General features: G+C 40.7%; 14 protein-coding genes. 4 read left to right on the top strand and 10 right to left on the bottom strand.

Translation table 11 applies throughout. The annotated features are described in order from the left end of the window. Nucleotides 1–119: 119 nt before the first annotated feature. On the bottom strand, nt 120–860 hold the full coding sequence (locus OLM56_RS07380) for an SDR family NAD(P)-dependent oxidoreductase (protein WP_264528841.1): 741 nt from the start codon (nt 858–860) through the stop codon (nt 120–122). 78 nt (nt 861–938) lie between these two features. Here OLM56_RS07380 and OLM56_RS07375 point away from each other — a divergent pair, with 78 nt between their 5' ends. Further along, nucleotides 939–1,292 (top strand): winged helix-turn-helix transcriptional regulator, encoded by a 354-nt coding sequence (locus OLM56_RS07375; RefSeq protein WP_264528840.1) that lies wholly within the window; start codon nt 939–941, stop codon nt 1,290–1,292. Nucleotides 1,293–1,760: 468 nt separating this feature from the next. Continuing rightward, complete coding sequence (locus tag OLM56_RS07370) at nt 1,761–2,276, top strand: hypothetical protein (RefSeq protein ID WP_264528839.1); 516 nt, start codon at nt 1,761–1,763, stop codon at nt 2,274–2,276. Between the two features lie 138 nt (nt 2,277–2,414). Here OLM56_RS07370 and OLM56_RS07365 read toward each other — a convergent pair whose 3' ends face one another. Further along, nucleotides 2,415–2,750, bottom strand: coding sequence for a winged helix-turn-helix transcriptional regulator (locus OLM56_RS07365; protein WP_264528838.1), 336 nt, complete (start codon nt 2,748–2,750; stop codon nt 2,415–2,417). Nucleotides 2,751–2,855: 105 nt separating this feature from the next. Between OLM56_RS07365 and OLM56_RS07360 the strand changes: the two genes are divergently transcribed. Both OLM56_RS07360 and OLM56_RS07355 read left to right on the top strand, forming a co-directional pair. Then, nucleotides 2,856–3,665, top strand: a complete 810-nt coding sequence (locus tag OLM56_RS07360) for a hypothetical protein (RefSeq protein ID WP_264528837.1) — start codon at nt 2,856–2,858, stop codon at nt 3,663–3,665. Nucleotides 3,666–3,669: 4 nt separating this feature from the next. After that, nucleotides 3,670–5,280, top strand: coding sequence for a T9SS type A sorting domain-containing protein (locus tag OLM56_RS07355; protein ID WP_264528836.1), 1,611 nt, complete (start codon nt 3,670–3,672; stop codon nt 5,278–5,280). Between the two features lie 82 nt (nt 5,281–5,362). Here OLM56_RS07355 and OLM56_RS07350 read toward each other — a convergent pair whose 3' ends face one another. The 8 genes from OLM56_RS07350 to OLM56_RS07315 form a co-directional block, all read right to left on the bottom strand. After that, nucleotides 5,363–5,683 (bottom strand): MazG-like protein, encoded by a 321-nt coding sequence (locus OLM56_RS07350; RefSeq protein ID WP_264528835.1) that lies wholly within the window; start codon nt 5,681–5,683, stop codon nt 5,363–5,365. 12 nt (nt 5,684–5,695) lie between these two features. After that, nucleotides 5,696–6,028, bottom strand: a complete 333-nt coding sequence (locus tag OLM56_RS07345) for a nuclear transport factor 2 family protein (RefSeq protein ID WP_264528834.1) — start codon at nt 6,026–6,028, stop codon at nt 5,696–5,698. Nucleotides 6,029–6,043: 15 nt separating this feature from the next. Continuing rightward, entirely contained in the window at nt 6,044–6,961 is a 918-nt protein-coding gene (locus OLM56_RS07340) for a helix-turn-helix domain-containing protein (protein ID WP_264528833.1), read from the bottom strand. Between the two features lie 4 nt (nt 6,962–6,965). After that, a complete protein-coding gene (locus tag OLM56_RS07335; protein ID WP_264528832.1) occupies nt 6,966–7,775 on the bottom strand; it encodes an SDR family oxidoreductase in 810 nt (269 codons plus the stop codon). 182 nt (nt 7,776–7,957) lie between these two features. After that, complete coding sequence (locus OLM56_RS07330; RefSeq protein ID WP_264528831.1) at nt 7,958–9,931, bottom strand: tetratricopeptide repeat protein; 1,974 nt, start codon at nt 9,929–9,931, stop codon at nt 7,958–7,960. A 108-nt stretch (nt 9,932–10,039) separates the two neighbouring features. Further along, a complete protein-coding gene (locus OLM56_RS07325; protein WP_264528830.1) occupies nt 10,040–11,584 on the bottom strand; it encodes a glycosyltransferase family 2 protein in 1,545 nt (514 codons plus the stop codon). Continuing rightward, nucleotides 11,581–12,726 carry a glycosyltransferase family 4 protein gene (locus tag OLM56_RS07320; protein ID WP_319800583.1) on the bottom strand — a complete coding sequence of 382 codons (1,146 nt, stop codon included), beginning with the start codon at nt 12,724–12,726 and terminating at the stop codon, nt 11,581–11,583. Before OLM56_RS07320 ends, OLM56_RS07325 begins: the two co-directional genes overlap by 4 nt. Then, a complete protein-coding gene (locus OLM56_RS07315; RefSeq protein ID WP_264528829.1) occupies nt 12,723–13,595 on the bottom strand; it encodes a hypothetical protein in 873 nt (290 codons plus the stop codon). The genes OLM56_RS07320 and OLM56_RS07315 overlap by 4 nt, the downstream gene beginning before the upstream one ends. Between the last annotated feature and the right edge of the window lie 20 nt (nt 13,596–13,615).

The following is a 13,615-nucleotide window of genomic DNA, read 5'->3' as shown; positions in this document are numbered from 1 at the left end:
CGCCTTTTCCTGTAAATAGCTACGGTGGAAAGCGATAATAAATAGAATAAAAAAAGGCGCAAGCTTTTGCTCGCGCCAGTAACTAAAAAACCAGATAGTATCTTTTTTAAAATCCCTTATCAATTCAAGGTCATTCCGCCATCCATTACAAAATCGGCACCCGTAATATACGAAGCTCCTTCGCCACATAAATACGCTACCATTTTGGCAACATCCTCAGGCACTCCTACTTTTTTAAGCGGCACTACGTCGGCAAGATGGTCCCAGATAGAAGCTGCTGTTTCTTCGCCATACGATTTGTTCAGCACATCGGTCCTTGTAGGGCCCGGACTTATGGTATTGACCCTGATTTTTCTCGGTGCCAGTTCTGCTGCCGCTGTTTTGGCTATAGAATTTATAGCCGCCTTGCTGGCTTGATAAATAGAGCTTTTCGGACTGTGCAGGGTTGCCGTGTTGGAAGACAGGAAAACAACCGACGCGCCATCATTCAGCAAAGGAATAAACCTGCTCAACGTAAAATACGCTCCACGGAAATTGATATTCATCACACTGTCAAAATTTGCTTCGTTTGCTTCCTCTATTAGATCTGGCGTACCCGTAATTCCTGCATTGATAAACAGAATATCTGCTTTGCCAAATTGTTTTTCAACCGTCTCTCCAAGCAGGTCAATATCGTGCAGGTTAGACTGGTCTGCTACAAATGGAATGGCTCCGATTTCGCTCGCCGCTTTGTTAATCGCCTCTTTTCTTCTGCCTGTAATAATTACGGTAGCGCCTTGTGCTATAAGTTCTTTTGCTGCGGCAAGTCCAATTCCACTGTTCCCGCCTGTTACTATGGCTACTTTGTTTTTTAAATTCATTTTGTTTGTATTTTTTGCCAAAGGTATTTCATATTGATATACATTTGTAATCAGTATCACAGAGTATACCAATAAAGAATGGAAAGAAACCAGCAAGAAGAACTTCGAGCATTGCAAGATACGCTCTATGTCATAGGCGGAAAATGGCGCCTGCCTATTATCAACTCCATCTGCAATGGCAATAAGCGTTTCCGCGAAATTGAGCGCAGTATTCCCGGCATTACTACCCGCATGCTGTCTAAAGAATTAAAAGACATGGAAATGAACAAGCTGGTCAAAAGGACAGTTTATAACGATACGCCTGTCCTTATCGAATATGAGCCGACGGAATATTGCAGGACTTTTGGCACCATTATCTTGACGATGATTGACTGGGGCAGAGAACACAGAAAAAAAATAATTGAAGGGGATACTGGGATACTTTTTAAGTAAGCCAATATATTCGATAGCAAGATTTGCAACTTACACAACTTATCCACCACGTTCAACAGCTTAAAGCAGCTTTGCTTTAACCTGTCTAACTGGTTAGACAGCTTCTTTCAACTTGAAACAGCCCGTCTAACAGAGTTGATAGCTTCTTTCAACTCGAAACAGCTCGTCTAACAGAGTTGACGGCTTCTTTCAACTCGAAACAGCCTGTCTAACAGAGTTGACGGCTTCTTTCAACTTGAAACAACCTTTCTAACAGAGTTGACAGCCCCCAATAACGCAGATTTGCAATGTGTGCCACAAGGGTAGAAAAAAACAAAAGTACAACCATAAAAACTGTAGATTTGTTTTTATACTATTAATCATGTCAACAAAACTAAATTACAGTAATCTTCTTTTAAGAGCACGGATAGTAAATCCACGCTATTTATAATAAAGAAAGCATATAATGTAGATTTACAATGACCACAAATGCCAACAGATATTAAGATGGAGCAATTAAATAAATATATACTATTACTAGGCTTACTACTTTTTAATAATGTGAATGCCCAAGAGAATAAAAACTTTTTTATTACGAGAGATACCATAGTACTTGATAGCCCTGTCATAATTTCATTTAAAAATACCGATGGCATGTTTTTAATAAATGAAAACTATATTAGAAATAAAAAAAACTTAGATATTCAAAAAATGATAGACGAAGGCAGAGCTTATGTTTACAGTGATGAATTCTATCGGTTTTTAAGTCTTAAAGAATTAGAAATGAAACCTATTTATAATGATTGTCCTTTTATCTCTAATGAAGAATATTCTGAGAATATAATCATTAGAAAATTAAATGCCTCAGTAAATAGTTTCTTGCTTTGTTTTGTGAGACTAGATTTCTACAATGAAAAGAATTTATCTCCAAACCATAAAAAAACTAATTTTTCAAAGAAAAGAAATTTAGATTTTTATAAGATTGTTTTTCCAATTTGTAAATAACATTAGGTATAATAAAACGGTCTTATTTTTAATATCTGCATCGCTATAATTTTTTATTCTTTAATCTAACTTGGCATTTTTAAGGTGTTGAAAAACAAGGCATAAGATGCCACTACAAAAAAAACTACAAACCCATACCTACCGCTCCACAGCAATACGTTCCAATTGCCGAAACACCGGAATCAGCGATTTTCCTCTTTCCGTCAAAAAATACTCAATATGCAACGGCTTCTGCTTGACGACCACCTTTTCGAGCAGCTCTGCTTCTACCAGCTCTTTTAGAGCCACTGCCAGCGACTGCTTATTAGAACCCTCTATCATACGCAGCAAACTATTAAATCGCAAATCCGACTCAATCGCCAGATAAAATATTTCAGGTTTCCATTTGCCCGAAAGCATTCGCAGAAGCCCTTGCGCCGGACATATCTCTATGGTATTCAGCAACTTTTCGGTAGTCAGTTTTTTTTGACTCATTGCACTGTATTTTTTTTTAACGGAAATTTAGGAAAAATAAATCAATTCTAGGCGGTATCCGAAAAGCCTTAACAGAGTAGGAACAACAACCCTAAATCATACCAAATGAAAAAAAAACTATTTATCGTGGGCGCTTTGATCGCAGCTAATGTTGCTCTTGCCCAATCTTGGAAACTGACCGGAAACTCTGGCACAAACCCTACTTCAGAATATGTAGGAACTAGCGATGCTACCGATCTGGTAGTCAAAACCGCCAACAAAGAAAGATTTCGCGTAGCCGCCAACGGAAGCATTGGTGTAGCCACAGCACCCGATCCTACTATTTCTTTTAAAGTAGGCGGCAGAACTCAAGTTGTTGCCGACGTCAACAGCGATGCATTTTACATCGGAAACAATGCTACAAACATCGGCAACGGAATGTCGCTTCTCTTTTTGCGATACACCCAATATCAGCCAGAAAACCCTGGCGTGCTAGATGTTTCTGGCATGACAAGCCCTACGCAATATGAGCAGTTCTTTACGCTAAAAGCCAACGGCAAATTAGGTCTTGGTACTATTAATGTAGACTGCGCCGAATGTACCGGCTACCGTCTTTTTGTCAAAGAAGGAATCAAGACTGAAAAAATAAAAGTAGAATTTGCAGACCAGCATGGCTGGGCCGATTATGTATTCGAAAAAGACTACGAATTGATGGACCTTAAAAAACTCGAAGCTTTCGTAAACGAAAACAAACACCTGCCGGAAGTCCCTACTGCCAAAGAAGTCGTAGACAATGGACTGGAACTGAAAGAATTCAACGCTCTGCTATTAAAAAAGATAGAAGAGCTTACGCTTTATGTCATCAAGCTAGACAAAGACTTGGAAGAAAGCAATGCCAAGATCAAAAACTTAGAAAACAACGCTTCTAAACAATAGCAGTATGAAAAAAATAAAACTTTTTTTATTCTTCTGCTCTTGTGCGGCTTGGGCGCAAAACCCGCCAGAAAATCTGCTGAGGATGCAATGCATATCCGATAAAGCAGATCACGAACATCTTGACAGCAACAATTTGTTGGAGAAGAAAAACACGCCTTTTTCTTATTGCGGAAACACTTCCCAATACTACAGCCAGAACAGCCTTTATGTCCCAAAGCCTACCCAGGACATCATCTACATCAAGCTGAACTTTATCTTCTTGACCAAACCAGATGGAACCGGCAACTTTGAAGAAAACAACCTTGAGCACCAGCTGGTCTGGGATGATATTATTGCCAATATGAATTATAGGCTGGGCCATATCGAAATTCCGCAAGACGTGACCTGCTACAATTACGATCCCAATCCGGCAAACCATGTCTATGATTCGAGGATAAGGGTAATTGTCAACAGAGTCTGGAAGGTCGATCCGGCATGGAATTTTCTGGTGACAGGCTACGTTCCTTCTGAAGGTCCTTACAGCAATAATAGTATCCTGATACCGGGCTATAATTATTATTACTCCTATTACGACAACGACCCGACTATCCGCGAAGGCATCAATGTCGTATTCGCCAATAACGGTGAGCTTTACGAACAGCTGGCACAAGGCAACTGTGCATCGGGCATTGCAGAAACAGGCTGGGCCGCTTCAGAATTTCCTAGCGAGTACAACCTGAGCCAAAAATCAAGGCAGTTTTGGCCGGATATGTATACCAAGTACTTGTCTATGAAACACTGCGTCACCCAGCAAGGTTATCCTTGGAGCGATGTAAGAGGCTGGTATGTGGGAGTAGGTTATTCTAGCTTTGTGCATGAACTCGGACACAGCCTCATGTTATACCATCAAGGTTGCAACGATCACGTGATGAATGCCCAGTGGAATACCAACCACAATTACATCAGTAAGGATGAGATCGGAAAGATGTACCGATACGCTTCTATCTCTAGCGTAAGGCAATATTTTACGGAAGACTCCTATACCCACGATGTATTTAAGGTCAACTCCGATGAAACTTGGGACTTGAATTTCAGAATCTATTCCAACGTACAGGTAGAAAATGGCGCGACACTCAAGAGCACCTGCAACATGATCATGCCTGCCGAAAGCCGCGTCATTGTCAAGAACGACAGCCATTATATCATAGAATCGGGAAACATCAGCTCTGCAGACAATGAAAATTGGAACGGTATCAAGATTGAAGGAACTGGCGACCTGCTGATCAAACCCAATACTCTTATAGACAATGGTTATTTTTATGCTTATACAAGCAATAGCGTCTTGCCAGCCTTTAAAGCGCCACTAGGTGAAATCGCGATGAGAAACCAAAAGGCAGTCGAGGATAAAATGTTCGTTACCGATATAAAAATATACCCGAATCCAGCACATTCCTATTTTAACATAGATACCGGCAAGGAAAAATTAGTCTCTTGGGAACTCTATGATTTATTTGGAAGGCTGATCTTAAAAGAAAGCACTCCGCAAGTCAACGTGCAACAGCTATCAAAAGCAAATTACATACTAAAAGTAAATCTAGGTACGAAACAGCTCTCAAAAATCGTCAGTGTAAACTAACTAATTGTAGAGAATTATAAGCCTAAAAAAAATCCTGATAGTACTATCAGGATTTTTATTTTATAGCTAGCAGAATAATCTCTTATTTTAAAAGTCCTTCCGTCTCGGTTAAAAAAGTATCCAGCGATTTTTTGATATCGACATCCATCCTATCCGCCAAAACAATAAGCCACCAGATACTTTCGCCCAATTTGTGTTCCAGTTCGGTAGCCGTATCTCCTTTTGGCCAGCGGCCTTGCTGTGACATCGTATTGCGGCCCACTAGACCCGCATCGGTCAAGAATGCCAAAGCATCTTCTTCTACGGTCCATTCGCTCCCATGATGCTTTACTTCCAGCTCATGATATTTTTTTCGTAACGCCAAAGAGCGCGCTATGATAGTGTCAAGATTGTTCTCTTCCATTTTTTAAATATATTAAAGTAAATCTGCTTTTGCTGTTGCTATTTTTCCCTCGCGAAAGGTCAGGTCAAACAGTCCTCCTATTTTTCCTTCGGGAAACGTTCCGGTAAATTCCACTTCCAGATACGCTTTGTTATCCTGAATGTCCAACTTGACGAGTCGGGTCTGTGTCTGGTATCCTATAAAATAGCTCGTAAAATACTCCCGAATTCCGGCATGACCCTTAAACGTTCTCCCGACAGACGGGTCGTCTAGTACGGCATCTTCCCAATAACTTTCCAGATAGCCTTCGGTATCGTAAGCATTGCCTTTATTGATCCAATCTGAAACAAACGATGTGATATCCATTCCTGTAGTTGTGTATTAGTTAAAAGAAGCCCTGAATTCTAAAGGCGTTACATTCGTCTTCTTTTTAAAGACTTTGCTGAACGACTGCGGATGCTCGAAACCCAGTTGGTATGCTACTTCTGCTACCGACAGCTGGGAAGTAGAAAGGTATTCCTTCGCCTTTTCGATCAGCTTTTCATGGATGTGCTGCTGCGCATTCTGTCCCGTCAACGAACGCAGCATATCGCTCAGATATCTTGGCGATACATTTAGGTGCTGCGCCAGATAGTCTACCGTTATCAGTCCGTTTTTCAAAGGCTCCTCTTGTTCAAAATAGGACTCTAGCACTTCTTCCATCTGGGCCAGCAAGTCGTGATTTACCGCTTTGCGCGTAATAAACTGCCTTTTATAAAAGCGATTGCCATAATTCAGTAGTACTTCGATATACGAAATCATCAGGTCTTGGCTAAAATCATCTATCGTTCCGTTCAGTTCCTGCTCTATGCTATCCAGTACTCCAAGGATAATCGTCCTTTCCTTGTCTGATAAATGCAAGGCTTCATTGGCTTCATACGAGAAAAAACCGTAGGATTTGATGTTCTTTCCTAAAGGATAATTCCTGATAAAATCAGGATGCATCAATAACGAATATCCCTTATACTCCGTATCATCGCCGATGATTGAGATCAACTGGTTTGGAGCCGTAAAGACCATACCGCCTTCATCAAAATCATAATATCCTTGTCCGTAGCCGATAACTCCTTTCAGCGTTTTCTTATAGGAAATCTTATAGAAGTTAAACAAAAAAGAACTTTTAAGATACGACCTGTCCAATACCATCTTGGTATTATCAACCAGGCTGACCAGCGGATGCAGTGGTTTCGGCAATCCGAGCATTTGGTGCAGCTCCGAAATTGAATTTATTTTTACCGGACTGTTAGGCTCTTTTTTCATATAGCTAATTTACTAAATCCCCGAATACCATCGCGTTCATTTCTTTCACCGCTAATTCGGCACCGATTTCTAGCCTTCTTGCATACAATTCGTTGGCAAATTCTCCGGCAACATAACGCAGCTGGTTCTTGCCGTCGGTAGCCGCTTCATACACTACATCAGCAATCCATTCTACGGGTTCAAAATTAGACGGATTCATCAATCCGAACAGTTTCTCCAGACCCGCCTCATATGCAGGGTGTCGGGCCACATCCAAGGCATTTCCTGCAAAATTAGTCTTGATGCCTCCAGGAGCAATTGTTTTGATTCCGATGTTATGAAGTCCTAGCTCATATGACATGCCTTCGCTCCAACCTTCTAGTGCCCATTTTGTCGCATGATAGATAGAATCCAAAGGAAATGTCAGCAATCCGCCGATAGAAGTCGTAGTAATAAACAAGCCTTCCTTTTTTTCTCTGAAATACGGAACAAAAACCTGAGTCACTCGGATAACTCCTAACAAATTCGTATCAATCTGACGTACCAGCTGCTCATCAGACAAAGCTTCCAGTGCTCCGATAAGCCCATAGCCCGCATTGTTAAACACTACATCAATAGCATGTTGTTGCGTCGCTATCTTAACGGTTTCTTGGATGTTGGCTACATTCGTAACATCCAAGGGCAAGAGCGTAACATTCTCTAGCAAATTCAGTTCTGTTTCCTTGTCAGGATTTCGCATGGTAGCAATAACGTTCCAGCCTTTGCTTTGAAATAATTTGGCCACTCCTTTGCCTAATCCTGATGATGCTCCTGTAATAAAAATTGTCTTTTGCATTTTTTGTTGTTTAAAAGTTATAGGACAAAGTTCAGCAGAAGCCATCGCACCCATGTTGCCATAATTCCATTTGTAGTAGCCAAAATGACGGATGTCCCTAAGCACTAGCTATAATAAAAATCAAAAAACTTCTATAAAAAAACCCGACACTTTCATGTCGGGCTTTTGTTTTGCGGATAATCTTACTCCTCGTAAATGTAAGGTATTTCAAAAACAACCTTGGCCCCTACAACCTTCTCGTCTTGGTCTTTTATAGTATCGGTCTGCACGACAAAATTTTGGTTTTTGGTGTAATTAATCAATCTTTCTTTGGTAATGGTCATGGCTAGCGATTTGTGATTGCTTATTGTTTTTGAGCTGTCAAATCCTTTCCCGTTATCCAAGATTTCAAAAAACAGTTTGGCATCTATTAGGTAAAAACGGATGGCAATGGTACCATTTTGGTCTTTGTCTGCCAAGCCATGTTTTATGGCATTTTCAATAAACGGCTGTGTCAGCATTGGCGGTAAAAACAGCGATTCGGTATCGATTCCTTCTTCGATTGCAATCGTAAAGCCAAACTTGTTGCTGTATAAGAGCTGCTGGATGAGCAAATAATTTTCCATCATTCCCACTTCTTCGGCTAACGAAATATAATTTTCGTTTGAATTCTCCAGAATCTGTCTGGTCAATACTGAAAATTTATTCAGGTAGTTTATAGCATCTTCGTCTTTTTTATCACGGATCAATGCTTGGATGTTACTAATCGAATTAAAAATAAAGTGCGGATTCATCTGCGTGATGAGCAGCTTTTGCTTGATCTGGTTTTTCTCCAATCCGGCAATCGCCTGCTTTTGTTTGGTATTTCTGTAATAAAAATAACCTCCTAATAGCAATGCCAGAAGTGCTCCGGAAAGCCCGATGAGCCAATTGTTTTTGGCTGCGGTTTTCTTTTGCGAAGCCAACTTGTAGTTCAGTTCTTTTTTCTCGAAATCGTATTTAAGAAGCTGTTGTTCCAGCTCATTTTTAGAGGCTTGAATCTGACTGGAATCGACTATCTTCTCATGAAATTGGTACATTTCAAGCGCTCTTTCAAAATTTTTAGTCGCTTTGCTGATATCATAAATAAGATGGGCACCTTGCTCTTGAAGGTCTTTGCTTCCTGTTTTCTTGCTTAGCGCAAAACCTTTCTCTGCAGCAAGACCCGCTTGGGTCAGATTTCCTTTTTTGATATATAAACTAGCAAGTCCGAAATGAGCACTGGCTAAAGCGGCATCGTTTGTTGCCTCTGCCAGCTCTTTTATAGACAAAATCTCGTTAAATATTTTTTCTGCTTCGTCAAGCTTATTGAGATGCATTTTGGCATTTCCCAATCGAGATAAAAGAAGGCCCGTAATAGTATGGTTTTTTATTTTTCTGGATATTTGCAATGCCTTATTGCAATAGTCTATTGCTTCTTCGAACTGATGGAGCGATGAATAGGAATAGGCTATATTACCATAAGCCAAGCATTTAAGATAGCTGGTGTGGTCATTTGGCTCTTGTGCATACGAATCTTCATAATACAGAATGGCTTTTTCATTATAGGCTATCGCTTTTTGATGCTGCTTCTGGCCGATATAAATCTGTCCCAAAGCAGAATACGCATAGGCCATATCATCTACATAATATTCTTTATCTTTTTCAAAATATTTGATTGCCGAAAATATCAGCGGTATTGCCTTATCGTCTTGGTTCATCCGCACATAAAGTGATGCTTTTACGATCATTTCGCTGTACATCTCATCATAGGCTTTTACCGATTTAAGAAGGGCAATGCTCTTGTCGTGATACGCTAATCCTTTTTCGCGTTCTTTTGTAAAAGAGTACTCTGTTCCTACAGTAGAATAGTAGCCGGAGAGCCACATGGTGTATTTTTTCTTCAGTTCGGGAGGATTGCTTTTTTTATAATTCTTTACCGCAATCTTTCCCAGCATAGCATTCAAGACATAATAATTCTTATCGTGTTCACTATAGTAATCCATGGCATCCGATACTGCCCTTAGTTTAGTCGTATCGTGAAGCTTGGGATTGTTTACTAGAGTCTTTATCGAATCGATAATCTTGTCTTGGGAATAGGAAACAGAAAATGCAAATAAGAGTACTACTAATGCAGTTCGTTTGGTTGTTCTATGCATGGAGGAAAATAGATACGGTTATTAAATTGAGCCTCAAATATAAAAAATTAAAAGAATAGCTACTGGCATGGAATGTTAGGTTTGCGCCAACAATGCACTCCGTCGAAGCTATTTTTTGTCGCGCAGCTTATTGGCCCAGTGCAAACTGGCTGCCCATCGGGCTTTGAAGTTTTTAAAATAGGCAAAAGGATTGCGTATGGGCTGGTGCTTATAGAACTTAAAAAAAGAAACTGTCTTATAACCGTCTAATTGCCATGGCGTTTCATGCAGCAGCTTGTAGAGCATGACCGTGGGCGATGGTTTAGGCAATAGCTTATCATCCTTCCAAGCTAATTTCGGTTTTGTTCTAAAGCCACCTATCGGTGCCTTGAGGTGCATTATTTGCGGGTGCGGGAGATACAAGATATCATGTCCTCTTTTTCGTAGCTGCATTCCAAAATCAGCATCCTCGCCAAAACCAAATTCAAAACGCATGTCAAATTGAAGACCTTCTAAGGCACTCCTCTTGACGATGCTGCATCCCGAACCAAAAGTCTTCCATTGAAATACCTTGTCAAAAACGGCCTTTTCGCCCGCCTGCAAACATTGCAATGTATACGCGCTATTCCCATACTGCCGTATCTCGACAGCCGCTTGCTCTAAGAAATCATTACTGATGCGAATATCATCATCGGCCAGAAAGACCCATTCGCTTTCTACTTGGGCCAAAGCTAAATTCCTTGCATTGCACGCCCCCGCTTGGTGCGTAAATGTATGCAAAACCAAAAAAGGCCAAGACTCAGACTGCAGATACGCCAGTCCGCTTTGGCTCTCCGCTTCAGGGTTCTGTTCTACGATAATGACTCGTTGCGGCAGCAGCGTTTGCTCCGATAAGTCCCGCAAAAAATCATACAAGTATTTTTCCCTCCCGATGGTAGGAATCACTACATCAAAAGTCGTTGATTTCATGATTTCTTTGGAAGATTGCACGGGAATCTGATCAAAAATAGTGCTCGGCAGCCTTCTTTTTTGATAAAAAAAGCTCTTAAAAAAAGAAAACAGCGGCAGTTTCTTTTCATGCACTACAAAATTAAGCCGCAACAAAAAGATCCACCTCAGCCGGTAATGCTGCCTTACAAATCGAAACAGAGTCGCCTTGCCTGTCGGTGCTATTTCAAAAGCAGCACTCCCATTCGCGAGCAGCCGAGGTTCAGAATAGCACAATAGCCCTAGAGGCATAGCAAGTTTTGCAAGAGAATGCAAGAAATAATCAAAATCCCGATCAGGCACTATGTGTTTTTCAAGACACAGCAGTACGCTGCTATGCAGCCCTCCAACCATAGAACTCATCCGCCAGCTGGCAAAGGTCGAATTAAAGTTTGAGTTAGCAAAAAGACTTTCGTCCGCATATCCAATACTTTCTGGAAGATACTTTCCAGACGACGGAGCGTACGAAGCCATTATTTTTTTATGATGAAATACTTCCGAAAGATGTTTCTTATTGAGATGCTCTCTTTGCGACTCGTGACACCAAAGCACCAAAGAATCAGGAAACGTAGATGCAATCTCAAAAAGCGCTTTAGCAATAGAAACTGCCTCTATAAGCACCGCCTTAGAATCCGAATCATTCCAAGCCTCTGTCACCTTATTATTTTTATGATAGAGGATGATCATAGCTGCTGCTGATAAAATTCAATATGCTGCAAGACTGTTTTTCGTATGTCGAAAACCTGCTCGGTACGCACTCGGGCATTACGACCTATTTGTAGCGCAAGCTCTTTATCTGCCAGCAGTGCCGTGATTTTGGAAGCATACAGAACATGATCCTTCGGATGCACGAGAAATCCGCTTTCACCGTCTATGATAAGCTCCTGTGCCCAGCCAATATTGCTATTGACAACCGCTTTCTGCATGGCCATAGATTCAATGGTAACCATGCCTTGTGTTTCTGCAAAAGTCGGAAAGACGCATACATTGGCTTTTTGCATGTAGCCCTTTACTTGAGCATAAGGTACCTTGCCTAGATAGCTGACTTTGTTTTTTAGCGATTCGTCCAACATGGAATATAACAGTTGCCATGTAGAAGGTGATCCTGTCTGGATGTCAAAAGAATCAGCACCAATCAAGACCAGCTTTATGTTTGGATAGGTTTCGGCTGCTTTCTCTAAAATAGCAGGAAGCTCCAGCACGCCCTTTTTACGGATAAGTGTCCCTACGTATACCACCAGTCCCGGTTCAAAATCTTCGGGAGTTTCGTTGGCAAAATCAGAAAGCAAGATTCCGTAATGCAGAACTCGTATCGCTTTGTCCTTGATTCCGAAGAGCTGTTGCGTAAGCGCCCCTGCAAATTGTGTAGGAGCAATAAACGCTTTCGCTTTGGCCATTCCAAGCTTTTCAAACCATAAATTTTTTAGTTTCTGTTTCCTGTTTTCTAAGTGGCAGAAATAGGTATCGCTTCCATGAAAACGAATAACCAGAGGTACCTTCAAGTTCATAAAAGCAACAATACCTGTCCAATCGGGAGCTTCGACAAGGTCAATTTTATCAAGAGAAACAAATCGGTTCAGATAATCCTGTAGGTATTTACGATAGAAAAACCACCCAAAATAGCGATACTTCTTGTGCCGTATCAAATGTATTTTTATGCCATCCTCTACAAAAACAGTATCTGTTTTTTGAGAATAGACAAAAACCGAGACAGCAACTCCTTCCTGTACCAATGCCGTAGCCAGGTTCTTGATGCTAGTTCCGATTCCGGCAGCATGCAAGACTTTTTCATGTGGATATTCGGGAGTAAGAAAGGCGATGTGCATCATTTAAAAAATTTATCTAGTAGAAATTGGGTAAATACCGTAGCTCCTTTTTCGTTCATGTGTCCGCAAGAAGAAAAACAATCTTCGTCCGTCACGACATCCTCAAAATTATGAACTTCTGGATACAATTGCACTACTTCTTCAAAATAAGCGATATTTTTTACGTTCTCGCACATAGGCGTCGTTACGGCAATCAATCGGATATGGTTTTCGCTGCATATTTTTTTGATTGTCTCATAGGCTCGATTCTTTTTTGGATAATGCTTCGAAAGGTCATACTTCATGTTGTTTCCTGTATTTTTTAAAGGATAAAATCCATAATGCTGTAAATTTTTAGAAGGCCGTTCGGCAACCGTAAAAAATAATTCCCGCATCCCTATTTTTGCGTCATATTTCAGATAGCGGTAAAAAGGCAGGTAGTACAATTTGTCAAAATCAGCTATATTTTTATAATAGCTACTGATCAAGTCTGATTGGTTCAGATAAGGATAAAAATTAGCCCGTGTTCCTTCAGAATAACCGTTGGAATTAATATTGAGGTCTACCTCAACGATAAGGCTCTTTATTTTTGCGCCTTTTGCCAAGAGCAGCTGCAACAGCAACGCACTTTCTTCCAGCCGCGAGCCGCTCATTCCGAAATTATAAGCCGTAAGTCCTCTGTCGATAAACAATTGCGGTACAAAATGATTATTCGCTCTCGACGAACCCAAGAAAATTACATCATATTCCTGTGCAGTACCAGTATACGCCAAGGCAATCTTATTTCGAGGCTTGCTGTTGGCATAAAATGCAGTAAAAGTATAATCCAGCAAGTAAGCGGCCAGCAAAATGGCGAGCAACAAACCTAAAAGATAATAGACAAATTTTTTCATGAATAGAAAAGCCTGGGTCT

This window comes from Flavobacterium sp. N2550 (genome assembly GCF_025947265.1).
Taxonomy (GTDB): domain Bacteria; phylum Bacteroidota; class Bacteroidia; order Flavobacteriales; family Flavobacteriaceae; genus Flavobacterium; species Flavobacterium endophyticum.
This window is presented reverse-complemented; position numbering and strand designations above follow the sequence as displayed.

Excerpts from the sequence above, each read along its gene's own strand:
- OLM56_RS07380 (WP_264528841.1), bottom strand. The coding sequence starts at position 860 with ATGAATTTAAAAAACAAAGTAGCCATAGTAACAGGCGGGAACAGTGGA.
- OLM56_RS07375 (WP_264528840.1), top strand. The coding sequence starts at position 939 with ATGGAAAGAAACCAGCAAGAAGAACTTCGAGCATTGCAAGATACGCTC.
- OLM56_RS07370 (WP_264528839.1), top strand. The coding sequence starts at position 1,761 with ATGCCAACAGATATTAAGATGGAGCAATTAAATAAATATATACTATTA.
- OLM56_RS07365 (WP_264528838.1), bottom strand. The coding sequence starts at position 2,750 with ATGAGTCAAAAAAAACTGACTACCGAAAAGTTGCTGAATACCATAGAG.
- OLM56_RS07360 (WP_264528837.1), top strand. The coding sequence starts at position 2,856 with ATGAAAAAAAAACTATTTATCGTGGGCGCTTTGATCGCAGCTAATGTT.
- OLM56_RS07355 (WP_264528836.1), top strand. The coding sequence starts at position 3,670 with ATGAAAAAAATAAAACTTTTTTTATTCTTCTGCTCTTGTGCGGCTTGG.
- OLM56_RS07350 (WP_264528835.1), bottom strand. The coding sequence starts at position 5,683 with ATGGAAGAGAACAATCTTGACACTATCATAGCGCGCTCTTTGGCGTTA.
- OLM56_RS07345 (WP_264528834.1), bottom strand. The coding sequence starts at position 6,028 with ATGGATATCACATCGTTTGTTTCAGATTGGATCAATAAAGGCAATGCT.
- OLM56_RS07340 (WP_264528833.1), bottom strand. The coding sequence starts at position 6,961 with ATGAAAAAAGAGCCTAACAGTCCGGTAAAAATAAATTCAATTTCGGAG.
- OLM56_RS07335 (WP_264528832.1), bottom strand. The coding sequence starts at position 7,775 with ATGCAAAAGACAATTTTTATTACAGGAGCATCATCAGGATTAGGCAAA.
- OLM56_RS07330 (WP_264528831.1), bottom strand. The coding sequence starts at position 9,931 with ATGCATAGAACAACCAAACGAACTGCATTAGTAGTACTCTTATTTGCA.
- OLM56_RS07325 (WP_264528830.1), bottom strand. The coding sequence starts at position 11,584 with ATGATCATCCTCTATCATAAAAATAATAAGGTGACAGAGGCTTGGAAT.
- OLM56_RS07320 (WP_319800583.1), bottom strand. The coding sequence starts at position 12,726 with ATGATGCACATCGCCTTTCTTACTCCCGAATATCCACATGAAAAAGTC.
- OLM56_RS07315 (WP_264528829.1), bottom strand. The coding sequence starts at position 13,595 with ATGAAAAAATTTGTCTATTATCTTTTAGGTTTGTTGCTCGCCATTTTG.